This is a genomic window from Muriventricola aceti (genome assembly GCF_025567565.1).
GTDB classification, from domain to species: domain Bacteria; phylum Bacillota; class Clostridia; order Oscillospirales; family Oscillospiraceae; genus Lawsonibacter; species Lawsonibacter aceti.
In genome coordinates, this window is record NZ_JAOQKF010000008.1 from 65,809 (window position 1) to 80,977 (window position 15,169).

At 55.8% G+C, this 15,169-nt stretch carries 20 protein-coding genes; all 20 read right to left on the reverse strand.

The window, feature by feature from the left end; all coding sequences use genetic code 11:
- Positions 1-16: 16 nt before the first annotated feature.
- Entirely contained in the window at positions 17-322 is a 306-nt protein-coding gene (locus OCV64_RS09790; RefSeq protein ID WP_262669910.1) for a hypothetical protein, read from the reverse strand.
- 12 nt (positions 323-334) lie between these two features.
- Positions 335-688 (reverse strand): hypothetical protein, encoded by a 354-nt coding sequence (locus OCV64_RS09795; RefSeq protein WP_262669911.1) that lies wholly within the window; start codon positions 686-688, stop codon positions 335-337.
- Positions 688-1,989, reverse strand: a complete 1,302-nt coding sequence (locus OCV64_RS09800; RefSeq protein ID WP_262669912.1) for a phage tail tip lysozyme — start codon at positions 1,987-1,989, stop codon at positions 688-690. The genes OCV64_RS09795 and OCV64_RS09800 overlap by 1 nt, the downstream gene beginning before the upstream one ends.
- 4 nt (positions 1,990-1,993) lie before the next feature.
- Entirely contained in the window at positions 1,994-2,536 is a 543-nt protein-coding gene (locus OCV64_RS09805) for a hypothetical protein (RefSeq protein WP_024723660.1), read from the reverse strand.
- Positions 2,537-2,557: 21 nt separating this feature from the next.
- Positions 2,558-2,947 carry a hypothetical protein gene (locus OCV64_RS09810; protein ID WP_256182415.1) on the reverse strand — a complete coding sequence of 130 codons (390 nt, stop codon included), beginning with the start codon at positions 2,945-2,947 and terminating at the stop codon, positions 2,558-2,560.
- 88 nt (positions 2,948-3,035) lie between these two features.
- A complete protein-coding gene (locus OCV64_RS09815; protein ID WP_117460204.1) occupies positions 3,036-3,887 on the reverse strand; it encodes an IS3 family transposase in 852 nt (283 codons plus the stop codon).
- A 43-nt stretch (positions 3,888-3,930) separates the two neighbouring features.
- Positions 3,931-4,413, reverse strand: a complete 483-nt coding sequence (locus tag OCV64_RS09820; RefSeq protein ID WP_049893317.1) for a helix-turn-helix domain-containing protein — start codon at positions 4,411-4,413, stop codon at positions 3,931-3,933.
- A gap of 75 nt (positions 4,414-4,488) precedes the next feature.
- The gene (locus OCV64_RS09825; RefSeq protein WP_262669913.1) at positions 4,489-5,523 is read right to left on the reverse strand and encodes a hypothetical protein; all 1,035 of its coding nucleotides are present in this window, start codon (positions 5,521-5,523) and stop codon (positions 4,489-4,491) included.
- A gap of 15 nt (positions 5,524-5,538) precedes the next feature.
- A complete protein-coding gene (locus OCV64_RS09830) occupies positions 5,539-5,844 on the reverse strand; it encodes a hypothetical protein (RefSeq protein WP_262669914.1) in 306 nt (101 codons plus the stop codon).
- Positions 5,837-6,151, reverse strand: coding sequence for a DUF7253 family protein (locus OCV64_RS09835; protein ID WP_262669915.1), 315 nt, complete (start codon positions 6,149-6,151; stop codon positions 5,837-5,839). Before OCV64_RS09835 ends, OCV64_RS09830 begins: the two co-directional genes overlap by 8 nt.
- Before the next feature lie 14 nt (positions 6,152-6,165).
- A complete protein-coding gene (locus OCV64_RS09840; RefSeq protein ID WP_262669916.1) occupies positions 6,166-8,112 on the reverse strand; it encodes an HK97 family phage prohead protease in 1,947 nt (648 codons plus the stop codon).
- Complete coding sequence (locus OCV64_RS09845) at positions 8,096-9,343, reverse strand: phage portal protein (RefSeq protein WP_024723665.1); 1,248 nt, start codon at positions 9,341-9,343, stop codon at positions 8,096-8,098. Before OCV64_RS09845 ends, OCV64_RS09840 begins: the two co-directional genes overlap by 17 nt.
- Before the next feature lie 114 nt (positions 9,344-9,457).
- Positions 9,458-9,676: a hypothetical protein gene (locus OCV64_RS09850; protein WP_024723666.1), complete on the reverse strand. Its 219-nt coding sequence runs from the start codon at positions 9,674-9,676 to the stop codon at positions 9,458-9,460.
- A 15-nt stretch (positions 9,677-9,691) separates the two neighbouring features.
- On the reverse strand, positions 9,692-10,540 hold the full coding sequence (locus tag OCV64_RS09855) for a DUF7211 domain-containing protein (RefSeq protein WP_262669917.1): 849 nt from the start codon (positions 10,538-10,540) through the stop codon (positions 9,692-9,694).
- Positions 10,541-10,556: 16 nt separating this feature from the next.
- A complete protein-coding gene (locus OCV64_RS09860) occupies positions 10,557-11,114 on the reverse strand; it encodes a DUF7211 domain-containing protein (RefSeq protein ID WP_119345248.1) in 558 nt (185 codons plus the stop codon).
- Between the two features lie 18 nt (positions 11,115-11,132).
- Positions 11,133-12,881, reverse strand: a complete 1,749-nt coding sequence (locus tag OCV64_RS09865; RefSeq protein WP_119345247.1) for a terminase TerL endonuclease subunit — start codon at positions 12,879-12,881, stop codon at positions 11,133-11,135.
- An 18-nt stretch (positions 12,882-12,899) separates the two neighbouring features.
- The gene (locus OCV64_RS09870; protein ID WP_130849670.1) at positions 12,900-13,784 is read right to left on the reverse strand and encodes a hypothetical protein; all 885 of its coding nucleotides are present in this window, start codon (positions 13,782-13,784) and stop codon (positions 12,900-12,902) included.
- Between the two features lie 11 nt (positions 13,785-13,795).
- Entirely contained in the window at positions 13,796-14,311 is a 516-nt protein-coding gene (locus tag OCV64_RS09875) for a DUF7211 domain-containing protein (RefSeq protein ID WP_024723671.1), read from the reverse strand.
- The gene (locus tag OCV64_RS09880; protein WP_130849669.1) at positions 14,301-14,684 is read right to left on the reverse strand and encodes a phage head-tail connector protein; all 384 of its coding nucleotides are present in this window, start codon (positions 14,682-14,684) and stop codon (positions 14,301-14,303) included. Before OCV64_RS09880 ends, OCV64_RS09875 begins: the two co-directional genes overlap by 11 nt.
- A gap of 10 nt (positions 14,685-14,694) precedes the next feature.
- Positions 14,695-14,925 (reverse strand): SH3 domain-containing protein, encoded by a 231-nt coding sequence (locus OCV64_RS09885; RefSeq protein WP_130849668.1) that lies wholly within the window; start codon positions 14,923-14,925, stop codon positions 14,695-14,697.
- Positions 14,926-15,169 lie beyond the last annotated feature (244 nt).

The window sequence follows — 15,169 nt, forward strand, 5'->3', positions numbered from 1 at the left end:
GCCACCTCCTTCAAGATCAGCTTTTCTGTTTCCAGCCCTCGATGGCTTCCTTGAATTTATCGAAGCCGAACATGGCCGCATAGGCGGACATCAGCCCCACCACGATGGCGGCCGCCACCATGTACCAGGCGATGTCGACGCCCTTTACCGAGGCATAGGCCCCTCCCAGGGCCAGCGTCAGCGCCTCCGATACGAACAGCGCAACCAGATTTGTGGGAATTTTGTCCCAGGTGATGCTCTTGACCACCTGCACGATGATGTTGGTCAGGATGGTGATTCCGCCAACAAGCATCAGCAGCGAGGAAATGATTTCCGCAGTCATCGATACTCCTCCTTAAATTGCCGGGCTCTCTACGGAGCCTACCGGCGTCTGTGAAACATTTAAGTTAAAATTAGCGGCCTTTGCCGTCTCAAAGGTAATTCCGCCCTCCCGGTGGTCGGATTCGCACAGCTTCAGATAGAAGGTACACACCATGCCATGGGCCGCCCAGGGGAGCCCCACCATAGCGCCGATCCACGGAAGTGCGCCGGTGTATCCCTTGTAGACACAGTAAAAGGCCAGTAAAAAACCGCCGACAGTCACGACCCACAGCAGGGGACGAATGTCGGCGATCATCCATTTTGAAAACTGCGACAGGTCCGGCTTTCTTCCAGCTTTGCCTCTGGTTCGGCTTGTACGATTTCTCATCACGCAAGCCCCACCATCTTCGCAAGCCGGTAGAAGAGCTGGGCGGCCTGTTCGCGGGTCAGCCCGGACGGCCACATCATGTTCGGCTTTCCGTCCACTGCGGTTCCGTTTCCGGCAAACAGCCCGACGCTTATACACCAGTCCCGCGCTTCCTGGGACCAGTCGCCGCAGTTGTTGTTCTGAAGACCTTTGAGATAATCCGTCATGGCGGCGAAGAACATCTCATTGAATTTTGTCTGGTCCATATCCTCGTCCTCCTCAGACAGTTTTGCATTTACCTCATCGGCGATCTGCCCGTGGCGGCTGTAAAGCCAGTCCCCTGGGCACGCCTTTGCCGCAAACCAGCGGTGGACGGTCATGTTCTGCTTATCCACCTGCCCGATCAGCGACTTGTCCCCCTTCCAGAGCAGCCGTTTAATCCCGTTTCTCTGGCAGATGTCCACCAGGAGGGCGATCAGGGACCGATAAGCCGCGTCAGATACCGGCCATCCCTGGTTGGCTCCCCCGTTGTTCGCCACCTCGATGGTAATGGCCCGGTTGTCGTTGGAGCTGGAGGAGGTGCACCAGGAGCGATTGCATTCCTCCACATAGAGTCCGATCCGGCCGTCGCTCCCGATCCCGTAATTGCTGCTGGCCTTCCGGCTTGGGCTGACGAACAGGTTTCCGCAGCTCTCCACCGTCAAATCACCGGCCATACAGTGGATGGAGATGGTATCGATGGCGTGCTTGCGCCTACCGGAATGGTTAGGGGACAGCTTTGTGTAGGAGACCAATGGACTGTTGCTCATGGCGGCCGCCTCCTTTCCTGCAAATTGGTCGTAATACTTCTGCCCGTAGGCAGCCCGGCGGGCTTTGGCCGTCTCGCTCTGGTCGGCCGGGCGTTCAAACTGGAGCAGGACCGCATCGGAGGCAGCCCGGACAGAACTGGCAGACATCAGCATCTGCGCCAGGGAGGCGTAGCTTTCCGTCAGCTCCTTCCACAGGAACTCCAGCTGCGTCTCCAGATCGCCGATGCTCTTCTCCCTGCTTTTGGCAAAGGCCAGCAGGTTCTGCTTCCGGCTCCAGAAGGTCCACTGGGCAAGGCCGTAACCCGCTCCGTCATGGACAAAGTCAGCGTAAAGTCCGAAATCCACCTGCTGGGTGTATTCCTTGTCCGAGAGCCCCAGCTTCCTCTCATGGGTGTTCTGGAGATTGACGGGGTTCAGCCCGCTTTCGGCGTAGAGGTTTCCCATCAGTCCGGCGGCTCCGCAGTCGGAAAGCAGCTTTCCCTTCAGGAATCTCCAGATCCGTTCTTCATACATGGCGTCACCCCCTTGTGTTTCCTCTCTTCCTTCGCGCCGCGTTCAGGGCGCGGTTTTGTGCGAAAATATCCTTCTGGCTCATCTTCTTCTGCGGGCCAGTCTTGGCGCTGCATACGTTGATGAGCGTCATCAGCCGGTTCAAATGCCACTTCTGGCACTCGAAGGGGATTTGGTGGGAGATCATCCAGTAGTAGATGATCTCCGCCGTCACGATTTCCCTCCCCCGGCGGCCTCTCTGTTCCTTCGAGAAGGTGGTGGCCGTCATGGAGTCCTCGATGTAGTCCTTGACCACCGCCAGCAGCTGGGGTGTAATGGCGGTATAGACATTGGGGTCAACATTCTGGGTCAGGGTCATGCAGCGGACGTAGTCGATCTGCTCCTCCACCGTCTTCGACTTGGTGGACAGGTACGGCTTGTGCCACTTTGCCTCCCATTTTGAAAGGGAGACCAGAGAGTGCTCCAGACGAAGGGTCTGTTCCTTGGTCGTAATAAAGCAGCCGCTGTCGTCGTCATACTGCTCTGATTTAGGCACCACAAGTTCCAGCATCTCCGGTCCCCCTGTTCAAACTCAGTTCTGCGGGGCGGGCGCGGGGGCCTTCTTCGGCTGCTGGATGACGCCGTTGACGAATGCGGCCGCAGCTTTGGCGTCGGTGGCCAGCTCCATGAACAGGTCGCTGTACGCGTTGGTCTGGGCGAAGGCGTCCCGGATCTCCTGATTCTTGACGAAACGCTTGCCGTCGGGGGACTTTTCGCCATAGGCCCGCAGGATGATGTCCTTGAATACGTTGATGATCTGCTTTCCGTCCTGGGCCGCGACCACGCGGTTGATCATCTCCACCAGACCGCCGTCCACGGAAAGCTCCATCTCCGTCACCTCAGCGGGGGTCAGATTGAAGTAAAAGTCCTCGGTGCGGGAAACACCGTTGTAGTCCTCGTAAGTCATGGTTTTCTTCAACATTGCAGTTTTCTCCTTTCAAAAATAAAAAGAAAGCGGAGCCCTCGGTGAATGATATGTACCCAGAATTCTGGACACATAAAAAATTGAATTAGGTGCACATGGATGCCTCTCTGAATTTTGTAGGAGGCATCCATTTTGTTTTCTCTTGGATTCTTTCGTTGTTGTAGTAATTTATGTAGCCGTCAACAGCCTTGGCAAATGTTTCAAAAGAGGAATACTCTTTTTCATGCCCGTAGAACATCTCGTTTTTCATCCGTCCAAAGAAGGTCTCCATGATGCAATTGTCGTAACAGTTGCCCTTCCTTGACATGGATTGAATGATTTTGTGATCTTTAAGTGCCTGCCTGAAGTACACGTGCTGGTACTGCCACCCTTGATCAGAGTGAAAGATCAGGCCATCTACAGAGGGAAACTTCGTAAAGGCGCCGGCCAACATTCTCTGGATCTGTTCCATATTGGCACTTTGAGATAAATCATAAGAAATGATTTCGTTTGTGTTCATGTCGAGTATAGGAGAGAGATAACACTTCCCCCACGAAAAACCGAACTGAGATACATCGGTAGTCCATTTTTGCATAGGAGCTGTCGTGCTGAAATCCCGGTCAAGGATATTCTCAGCAACCTTGCCGACCTCGCCCTTGTAGGAATGATACTTTTCCTTTGGGCGCTTTCCTGCCAACCCCATAGTGTGCATAAGCCGTTGTACCCGCTTATGATTGACCTTGTGGCCGCGCTTTATCAGTTCCTGATATACTCTTCGCACACCGTAGCGGCCTTTATGCTGTGAGAAAATGTCTTTGATTTCATCTGCCAAGCAATGGTTTCGAACAGCAACTTGATCGGCCTTGCTCAACTCAAAATAATAGGTAGACCGTGCCATCTGCATAGATTTCAACAGATATTTCAATTGGTATCCTTTTTCACGCAGCTCTTTGATGATCGCTGCTTTCTCGCCTTGAGTTGCGCTGCGTGCCTCTCTTCTCTCAAGGCGATCTCTTTTTTATAACTTCATTCTCCGCCTTTATATACTCGTTTTCTGCCCGAAGCCGGATCAATTCTTCTCGTTCGGATTCATTCAGTGGCCTTGCTTCTTCCTTTTTCATTTGGGGTACCCCTTTACTTGGACGACCTTTTTTCATTTCTACCAGGCCATTATACCCCTTTGTTTTATAGTTTTGAACCCATTGATACAATAGTCTATCTTGAATACCGGCCTCGATTGCCACTGACACACAGGATTTTCCGGACATTACTTGGGATACTAGTTCCAGCCGTTCTTCTGGTGTCCAGTTCCTGTTGAAATTTTTGTGTTTCAGTGCTTCTGGACCGCGGCTATCCTCTGCTCTTACCCATAGTCTCACTTTATCCCGAAAGGATTTATCGCTAACACCTTCCGGCGTTTCTGGCCATTTTCCTTCTCGATACAGTTCTACACATTTCCTTTTGTACTCATATGTGTACCGCATAATAATACCCCCTCTACTGGGTGTCCAGTAAAGGGGGTACATATCAGAAAGAGCCCCGCTTTTGGGTTGGGGTGGTTAGGATTCCAGGGTCAGGTTGGTCAGCGCGTAGGTCTTGGTGACGGAGGAACCGCCCTTGGTGGAGGTCACCTTGACGCTCTGGGTGTTGTTCTTGATCGGCAGGACGATGTTCTTGTCGGCGTCCAGGGTCACGGGGCCCTTGGTGCCGCCCACCAGCTCCACGGTGGTGACGGCGTCAGCCGGAGTCACGTCGAACTTCAGGGCCAGGTAATGGCCGGACTGCTCGGCGGGCTTGCTGCTGAACTCGGTGTAGCCGGTCACGTTCTTCAGCGTACCGGTGATGCTGTCCGCGCCCACTGCGACATTGGTCTGAAGGTCGGACGCCTTCTTGCCGAACAGGGTGGCGTCGGCGCTCTCAGGAGAGGCGGTCACAGCCACGGAAGGCTTGAGCAGCTGAATGACCTCCTCAGGCAGAGGCAGGCGGGCGTCCTGATCCTCGGTGCCATACAGGATGTCCTCCAGGGCCTTCAGCTTGGCGGGATCGACCTTGGTGGAGGTGATGATCAGGCGGGCAGTGGGCTTGTAGCCGGGAACGTCCACGGGAGTGGTGGTGATCTCCCAGCTGGGGTTGATGGGCTCGGGGGAGTCGTTGACGGTCTGATAGCCCCGCTCAGAGGGAGAGGCCAGGCCGCCGTAGACCAGGTGCAGCTTGTAGCCGTGGTCCTGACCGTCCACATCGTTGCCCAGCTTGGTGCGGTAGCTCAGGCCGAAGACCTTGCGGTTCTGCTGGCCGGCGACCACACCGGGGGCGATCTCGGCGGAGCCGTCGCACTCCTCCCACTCATCGGGGTAGGTATAGCACTCGACGGTCAGACCGAAGTCCTCAGCGCCCACCAGCACCAGGTACTTGATGTTGTCGGCATAGAGGTTGTTGGGCTCCGCGCCGGAAGGGCTCTCGGTGATGCCGGTGATGCCGTTCCAGGGCACGCCCTTGTTGTAAAGGCCGGCGGAGCTGATGGGGTAAAGGACAGCGCGATCAACACCGGTTTCGTAAAAACGCTCACCGGTCTTGTCCCATACGATTCTACTCATTTCGGATTTCCTCCTTTAATAGTACAGGTTGAAAATATCGTGGTTCAGGTTGTCCGCTGTAAAATGGCGGTCATGGGTGCACATGGGCAGCATGGCGAGGCGGTGAGGGAGGTCGCTGTCCGGGTTCTTGTAGATGACCGTCACCTGGTAGCGGTCCAGCAGGCGATAAGGGGCGTTGTCCGCGTGGACAGTTTCGATTTCGCTCCGCTCATAGACGACGCAGTCATACCGCATCTCCAGGTTCTCCGGCGGCTGGAAATACACATTCCCGGAGCCGAGAATGCCCTCCAGAACCGCCTGGAGCTCATAACGCCTATTCATGGTACAGCCCTCCGATGGTCAGGATCAGCCGCGGATAACCTACCTCGACCCTTGAAATCTTCCACTTCGCCCCCATGAACGTCACATACCGCATTTTGTGGAAATTCTCCCTGGCGAACGGATCGGCGACTATGCTGATCTCGTTCGCGACATTGATGTCATCGTTGAGCGACTCCCCAGACTGAAGCTGGCGTGCATTCCGGGTCAAATCGCCGTAGTACGGATACTCAACGATCTGCTCCTCATGCACGCCAGGCGCGGTCTGGAGGGTCTCAGCATAGCCTACCGATCCATAAAATTTCGCCATTTTGAATCTTCTCCTCAGGGAGTGCCGGCCCCGCCGCCATCGCCGCCAGTACCGCCGGAGGCGAAGGCAGCCACGGGCTCCTCCAGAGCGATGGCGGAGTAGACGCGGGTCAGAGCACCGGACAGCCGAGTCTCGATCAGGTACTTCTGCTGGTTGAAGTCGATGTCGAACTGGTCGAACCGGGCGATCTCGCCGCCCTTGGTGGAGCCCACGGTGTAGTCGGTCAGGTTGACGAAGATGCCCAGCAGCTTGTGCTTGTGGCCCTCGTCATCCATGCGCACCAGACCCTCAAACTGCTCGGCAGTGTAGAGCTCGCCCACATTCAGGGCGGCGGCCAGGTCGGCCTTGGAGGTGTAAATGCGGCGGCCGTTCATGTCCCGGGCCAGCAGCATCACGTTGACCATATGGGGCGTGCAGAAGAAATCGGGGGTGCCGGTGCCCTTGTACTTCTCACGGGCATAGAGGGCGGCGGCGATGACTGCCTCAGCATAGATATAGTTCTCGCCGAAGCTCATGCTGGTCTTGCTGCCCTGGAGCTCGGCCTTGGCGGCCTCGATGTCCACGTCGTAGTGGATGGTGTAGAGGTCGTTGTCGTTCCAAATGGAGCGGATGTGATCCTCGGAAATCTTCATCTCATCATCCGGCTCACGGCCATCGCCCACCATGATGGCGGTAGCGACATCTTCATTGATGTTCTCCCGCATAACGGCGTACTGGTACTCCACCACATCGAAATCGGTGATGTCGATGATGTCGTCCCGGTGCAGGGCATCGGTGCGGTACACGGTCTGGGGATCGGTGGTCCGGGTGATGACGTTCATGTTGCCGGAGAGCTGCTTACGCTTGCCCTTCTGATAGCCGTGGGCCCGGATACTGTCCTTGCGGGTGTCCGTCTGGCGGGTGCGGATGCGGCTGATGGGGCTCTTGTGAACCTTGCGCATGACAACGCTCACCCAGCCCTGGTCACGAGCGACCCGCTCAGGAGCGCCGGGGCGCAGATCCTTGTAGTCGGGGAACAGGCTCTCGATGTTGTCGATGCCGTGCTTGAGTTCGTTCTGATCAGCGTAGATCTTCAGAGCAGTCCGAAGGCTGCCCACGCTGCTGCTCTTGGCCAGAGCAAGAATGTCAGCGCAGTCGGAGTGGCTCAGAACGGTGTCCTGAGTGTCTTCGGTGTCGAACACATTGTGCTTCATGGTCTTGTTTCCTCCCTTAGATTTGTCGGATTTGTTGTCGGGGTCATCGGGGTCCTCTTCCTCGTCATCCTCGGCGTTGTCGTTCACCTGCTCCGCGGCAGCAGCAATCAGAGCGTACATGACCTTCTTCTGCTTCTCGTTCATGGTGTTGACAACATCCTCGATGGTCTCCTCGTCCTCGGGCTTCTCTTTGCCCTTGGGCTTATCGCCATCCTTAGGTTTGTCCCCGTCTTCGCCCGCGTTGGGCTTGTCATCAGGCTTCTCCTTGGTATCGGCCTTGTGGATCAGCGGGGGCTTCTCATCGGGACGGTACAGGGAAATAGGCTCGTAAGCGGACAGGATCATCTCCTGCTCACCGCCTTCCCCATGAGCCATGTCCACGAAGTCAATGAAGGCGCCGGGATTCGCACCGGCCACTACCAGGCTGACCTCGCGGATGTCGCCGTGCATGACGTCCTTGTTCGGCGTCTGCCGGAGCCCATTGGCATAGATGGAGAGGGACACAATGTCCCCGTGCTGCACCAGCTCCTTGGCCGCTTTGCCGCTCTCACTCTCGTTGAACGTGCAGTATGCATAGACGCCGTCCTTGCGGTTCTCCAAGAGGGCGTGGCCCAGGATGTTGGTGGGTTCGTTGTGCTGGTGGTTCCAAACAAGAGGAACCGTCTTCCCGTCGCAGTGCTCGAATGCGTTGTGGCGAATGGTTCGCCCATCAGCGCAGACAAGATCGTTTCGGGTAGCCCAGCCACTAAAGTCAAACTTCAGATCCATTTTGAACATTTCCTCCTTCGGATTCAGATGGTGGCTGTTCGCCCTCCCCTTTCGGGGCGCTTAGGTTACTGTTCCGGAGCTCGTCCGCCTTGGGGTCCTTCGACGGCTTCATACCGATCTTCTGCCGGATCTCGTTGGAGGTCATGATCTCGTTGCGAGTCATCTTGTCGGCAATTTCGGCGATGTCGTTGATGGGCACCAGCCTGAACGGGTCTCTGAAGAACAGGATCGACTGCTTCTGTGACCGAGCAGTTTTGGTGAGGAATTTCCTCTTCATTTCGTCAACAATGGCGGACAGGATGGGTTCGATAGTCCGGTTGTCGTAGTTCAGCTTCGTCCGGTCATCAGCAGTGCCGTCCAATATCCCCTGGGTGATTCCCAACTGGCTGTAAAGCATACTCGTCAGGTATTCAATCTGGGACATCAGATTGTTGTCGATGGGCCGGTTCAGCTGCACCACATGCTCCGTGCCGTCGGTGTAAGCGACGCCATACTTGGAGCCGGACAACTGTTCCTCAATATCTCTACGGCGTTTTTCCGCCTGTTGACGTCTCGCTTCCGTCTTGATGACGTAGGGGAGCTGGATGATCAGATTGAGCTTTCCGGAGCCGCTCTGTTCGTCGATGGCGTCCAGAATGTTCAGCTTCCGGATCAGCCGCTGCATGGTGGAGTTGGGCTCGTTCATGATTGCGAAGAACGGGTTCTCCACCAGGGCCACTGTGCTCTTGGGCAGGATGATGTCCTGCTTTTCACCCCGCTGCTCGTTATAGACCCGCAGCTTTACGTGCTGTGGATACCATTCCAGGACCTTGCCGACCCGCAGCTTCTCGATTTTGTAGGAGCCGTTTTCCGGGTCGATATCGGTGTCCGTGGGCACGATGGCCACGCAGCCCTCGTCCAGCATGGACATGACCACGTCCTGGATAAAGGCCCGTCCGGTCTGGTCCAGATTCGCCTCCAGGGACAAGCAGGAATTCAGCGAGGAGTCGATCACCTCGGTAAACCGCCCGTCCTCATCCAGCCTCGCGTGCTGGATGGCGATGGAGGACGCGTCCAGCGCGATCCGGTTGTAGACCGATGTGATGATGGACCGCTCATTGCCCCGGCTGAAAATGGGCCGGTCCGGACGGTAGGAGGAGCTTGGGCCAAGCGGGTATCGGAACCCAAAGGTTTCGTTACCCAAAAAAGCGTTCCAGGCATGTTTCAGCCTGGAACCAAATGCAATTTCCATAATCTCTCACCTCCAGTCCGCGCTTGATGAAATTATGTCGTTGCTCTGTGTGTTGAATTTTGGGCATAAAAAATCCGCAGACCCGGTTAAGAGTCTGCGGCATGGTCCATGGGATTACAGTTTCTTCATGTCTCCAGGACTGAGGTTGCTTCTCATGGGGTTGGTCCCATAAATCTGTCCATCGTCTGTGACGAGATACTGGGCAGGGGCTGTCAGTCCCGCTGTGATAGACTGGGTGTTAAGAACGATGCCATTCGGCTTGTCCCAATACCCGACAACCGCCTTATCGGGGAACTGCTTTGCGAAAATAACAATGGCTTCCTTTACGGTCATGTTTATCCTCCCTCTTTACATCTTTTTAGGTCGTTCAACCGCGGCCAAGGCATAGGTGGTTGGCTCGCAATTATCAAGGCGGTTATATGTGATGGTTTTCGACGGAGATTGAGTAATCTCTTCTCCGCTCTGACCGTCATAGATTCGAGTTCTGCCGCCCTCATTCTTCCAGAAAAGACTATGCTTACCCCCGAGTTTCCAAGCCACGGTCAGATTGCCATAGGACCCGTCGCCGGTCTGCGAAAGCGTATCGAGAACGGCTTGCCCCGACTTTTTCCTTCCCATTTTGACCTCAGGGGAATTGAAAGTGGCTTTGAAAAAGTCATCAGAAAAGAATCCATCACTGACTTTTGTCGCCTGCACGTCATATCCCTTCTCTCGAAGGGCCATGGCGGTTGTGCAGAAGGTGCAATTCATGGTGGTGCCCAAATCAGGATAATCCGGATTGGTTACTTTGACGCTCTCTTCCGCTTTCATCTTCCGGGGGAGGCGGGGGCACTCGTCAAAGTCTTTAATATCCTTCTCCCGGTTGAGCCTATCCAGCTCTTTCATCCGGCCTTTCCGCAGCATTCGGTTTTGTACCGCTTTCACGGCGAGAACAGCGGCAAATGCGGAAACATATGTAACCGCCTGGATTGCGAGATCTTCATTTACAGAACCGGTCAATTCGGAAACCTTTTTGGAACCCACACTCTTCAGAAAAGAATCAACCCCGTCCTGCTGGTTCTGACTATACCGTTCTTTTCCGGCTTTTGTCAATGTACCATCCTTGTTCTGGTAACGACGTACGCCCCATTTCATACCCTTGACGCCGTAGTGCATCAGGTATTCTTGGGGAGAAAAAGGTTTGTCGTAAGGACCCATACTTTTCCTCCTTCGCTTAGTGGGCGTAGTACGCTCTCAGCCGTTTGTTCTCCCTGCTCGTCTTTGCCGCCAGTAAACCATTGACAATCGTTCCGCCGATCGCGATGGTCGATGCGGCAATATTGGCAACCTCCTGGTTGTTCAGTTGGTTCGCGAGAAGTCTGGACACCACGGTGCTTCCAGCAATGATAACGCCCTCGGCCAAATAGGTCGCTTGGGTGTTTCCCGAAATAGTTTTTCCACTCTGGTAAAGCTTCTTTCCTTCATCGGCCAGTTTGTCGGTTTTCAGCTTTTCATAAGCGTTTTCCATTTTACGCTTCTCGGTCTTAACAGCGCTCTTGGCATCCTTGACCTGCTGACGGGTAGCTTGACCGGATTTGTAGGCGGCCCTGGTTTCGTCTGCTTTCGACTTAGCGGTTTCGTAGTCCGACTCCGCTTTGCGATACCGTTCCAGACCCTTGCGGGTGTAAGAACCGTCGTAGTTCTGGTAGCGTCTTACGCCCCATTTCATACCCTTGACACCGTAGTGCATCAGGTACTCCTGCGGGGAGAGAGGCTTTTCATAGGGCTTCATAGTACCCCCCCTTTTTTTTTATTCAAATGCTTCTGGATTGTGCTTATAGGCCACATACGCATCCATCATGGCCGCCACAGCGTCGATTTTCTGGTCGGACCGTTTCTTCAGCAGCTTCCGGTTTCCATTGGTGTCCTCCATGGTGATGCAATTTCCCATGGAGAAGGTGAGCAGCTCCTCGTCAAAGAGCAGCATACGCTCTCCGGCCAGCTTTTTCAGCTCGCCCAGAGGGACAGATTCCGTCCGGGAACCCTGTCGGACCACTTCTACGCCGAAGGGGCCGTTTTCATCTGTCCACCGCTTGATGAACTCCTGGGCGTTGTATGGGTCGTAGCCAAAGCAGCGCACGTCATAGCCCCGGTTGATGATGTGCTCGTCCAGGTCATCGTAGACCTGCATCATGTCCAGAACAGTACCCTCCATGACGATCAGGCTCCCCTCCGCCATGAAGTCCTCATACTTCACCCGCATGGCCGCCGGCAGCTTGTGCAGGGTCAGCGATGTGATGTAGTTTCGGGTCTTGACGCCAAAGGAGCCATCCCGAAGAGGAAACAGGAAGGTAAAGGAGCAGAAGTCGTCGCCCTGGGAAAGGTCTGCCCCCAGGGAGCAGGGCATCTGCCAAAATCTCTGCCGGCGATGGGGGAGAGTCTCCTCATAGGTGAAGTAGTAGGTGTAGCCCTCCATGGGCAGCCCGAACCGCTTTGCCAGCATATCGTTGCGGGTGGCGGGGGCCGTTTCTGCCCGGTCAACGTCCTTCTGGTAGGTCTCGTAGGTCACGGTCTTTCCCAGATTGGGGTTTGCCTTGATCCACATGTCCGGATAGGCGACCTCTTCCACGGAGTCCAGCTTGTACCACCAGATGGACACGTGCTCCTGGGGAGGGCCGATACCCTGAAGAATGTTCATCAGCTCCATTTTGATGGTATCGCCCGCTCCGTTTCGGACCGTGCCCTCGGAGCTGGTGGCGATGATCAGGTAGTCGTCCAGCTTGGATGCGCCCTGCTCAATGGCACCGATGACATCCTCCCGGGCGTCCGCCGAAGAAAGCCACTCATCCACCGTGGCCACTTTGCAGCGGAGTCCCTGGAGCTTGTCCACCGACATGGGACGGACCTCCACCAGGGAGCCGGAGATGAAGTTCTCGATCCCCTTCTTTGTAGAGGCCAGCTTGACGCGGTTGGCTCTGGAGCCGGTGGTGTTCTGCAAGGAACCCTCGGTCATGAACTGAAACACAGGGCCTCTCGCTCTGGTGATGGCGGTCTTGATGGGGTTGACGATCTCCTCCGCCTGCTTCATGGTGGGGGCCGTCGTGATCTGATGGGTCGTCGAGCCGTCCACCACACAGAAATAGGCCTGGATGCAGGAGTCGTAGAGGGACTTGGCCGCGCCTCTTCCCACAATGAGGTACTGCTTCTTGGTCAGCCGCTGCTTGACCCGCTTCGTCACATACCGGCCGCCCCGTCCATCCGGGTTCGGCACATAGACAGAGCGGTCGTCGAAATAGTACCATCCAAACACCTGTTCGCCCCAGAGCTTGAAGGTATCCAGAAGATGCAGGTCGGAGCCATCAGTTAGGGTCAGCTCGTTCTCGCAGAACTCAATCCATCCCTCCACCGCCCGGTCATCGTAGTAATATCCCGGTGACTCGATCAGGCGGTCGATCCGCCACATCTCCATCGCCACTTCCTTGCAGACGTGAATATCCCCTCGGAGAACGGCGTCCCGAAATGCTCCATAATAACGGGGGACGGCGGTGTTGGATAACATGTACGCACCCGCCTCCCGTTACAAGCCCAGCAGCTTCCGGCCGACCAGGACCAGAGTGGAAAACTTCTGATCCGTCAGATTTGTGCGGTAGACGTCTTTCGGGACCACCTGCTCCATATCGAACACGATAATGGGTGACTTGGCCTTGAACCCGCCGTATATGGCGTCGTTCGTGTCCAGAACTGCGCCATAACCGGCCTCCTTGCACGCATGGAAGAACTTGGTGCGCTGGTTATACATATCGCGTCCCTTTCGGCTGTCGCCCTGACCGTCATAGGGGATGACGTAGTTGAACATCCGGTACACGGTCTGAAGGTCATCGGAGGTCGGCTTGTAGTCCGGCTCCCGCATCTTCCCAAGGACGGCCGCTGCTTCGCGGTAGCCCTTGAACTTGTACTTGTCGTTTACAAAGTACCCCTGCATCCGCTCCCGGTCAGTGACAAAGTTGTAGAAATCCCGGTCCTTCTTATAGAGGTCCATAAAGACCTTGGCTCCGGAATCCTCGCTGGCCACCTTCAGGTCGGTCTTGAGGGAATTGTCGATCCGGTACTTCATGAACGAACCTGTGCCGATCGCCTTTCCATCCTTATCATAGACCGTCTGGGGAATCGGCCGGTTGAACAGGGCGTTGTACTGGTGTTTATCCAGAGCATGGTGGGTGGCGTAGAACATATCGGCGTTCTTGGTCCGGTCCTTATCATAGGACAGCGTGCTCAGCGTGGTCTTATCAACCTTCAGCACCTCATCGAAGTGCTTCTTGTTGTAGATGCTGTTGCCGCTTTTGCGTTTGTTGGAAATGGCCTTCCGCTGGGACGGAGTATAGTCACCGCCGCTCAATGGATAGGGCGGGCCGTTGCGCACGCCCCATTTCTGGCCCAAAATGCCGTGGTGGCGCAGCTCCATACCGACTCACCTCAGCCCTTCAGTTCCTTGATGGCCAACGCGATGCCCAGTGCGCTGCTGCCAATGGCCAGAACGCTGCCGGCAACTTCCAGCGTGGTCTTGAGCGCTTCGCGGCCCTTGGAGACCTGAGCGGCAGGCACTTCCGCGAACAGCTGGTTATACTGCCGTTCCAGCAGCTCCCGGTTAATCTGATCCCGCATCTCCTTGTCGCTCATCTTGGACAGGTCCATCCGCTTTGGTGTCGGCTTGGAAGTGGTGCTCTCGTCCAGCTTCTTCAGCTCCTTGGCCAGGTTGGCGCTGGCGTCCACGGTGCGCTTGGTGCGCTCCAGGTCCTCCTTTGCCCAGCGCTTCGGATCAGGCTGGGAGAGGTCAATCCGGTTTTCCTTCTTCTTGGCCGCGTTCTCCCGCTTGTCACGGTCGTAGCGCGCCTCTCCTTTGGGGGTCAGCGAACCGTCCTTGTTCTGGTAACGGCGCACGCCCCACTTCATTCCTTTGATTCCGTAGTGCAGTAATGCATCATGCTCCATTTTGAAGTTCCTCCTTCCCGCTGGTGGGTTCGACTGGGTCTGCCGCAACGAAAAGCCGCCACTCAAACTCGCTGATCTGCCGGTTCATAGACTCGACGGCCGCAGAGCTGAGGGGCGGGTCAAACAGCAGGCGCACCTTCAGGCCGACATAAGATTTGACCAGGGGCAGGACGGCCCCGCCAGAAATGAAATCGGACCAGCCTTCGTCTTTCCCCGTAATGGAGAATCCGTTTGCCGGCCCGACCCCCATCTGTGTCAGAATCGAAAACACGCTGTTGATGTGCATTACAATGTCGGCGTCAAAGTGCGTGTAGCCTTCGTCGATCCCCAGCAGTTTCTTGACAGATGTCAGGACGCTTTCTGTGATCTCCATAGCACTCTCCTTACCGGCGGATCGCCACGTACTTCTTCGGACAGAACCCGGCGACGCCGTTTCTGGCGAGCACCCGGTAGAAGTCCTCCGTTGACTTGTCCATATCGACCAGAACTTCGGTCAGGACCGATAGATGTCCTGTGACCTCCGCCTCATTGCCGGGGCTTTTACGGATGGTCAGGTCGAGGCAGTTCACCACGACTCCCACGAGCCTGGGTGCCCTTCCCGGATTACCTTCCATGGCGCCGCCTCCTTGCTTATAGCGAAAAGTTGTGTTGTCATAAGGTGCGCCCGTTCCATGCCGCTCCTGGGCCACATGATTGATTCATCCCTGCGAAAGGAGGTAGAAACGACATGAAACGGTTAAGCGCAAAAGCTGCTAAGTCCAAAAGTCAGGCCGGAAGCGTGAAGGTTGTCACAGTCCGCATTTCCAGCGGAACAACGGTCACGGGAAAGCCAAGATCAAGACTTAGCAAGCCGGAAAA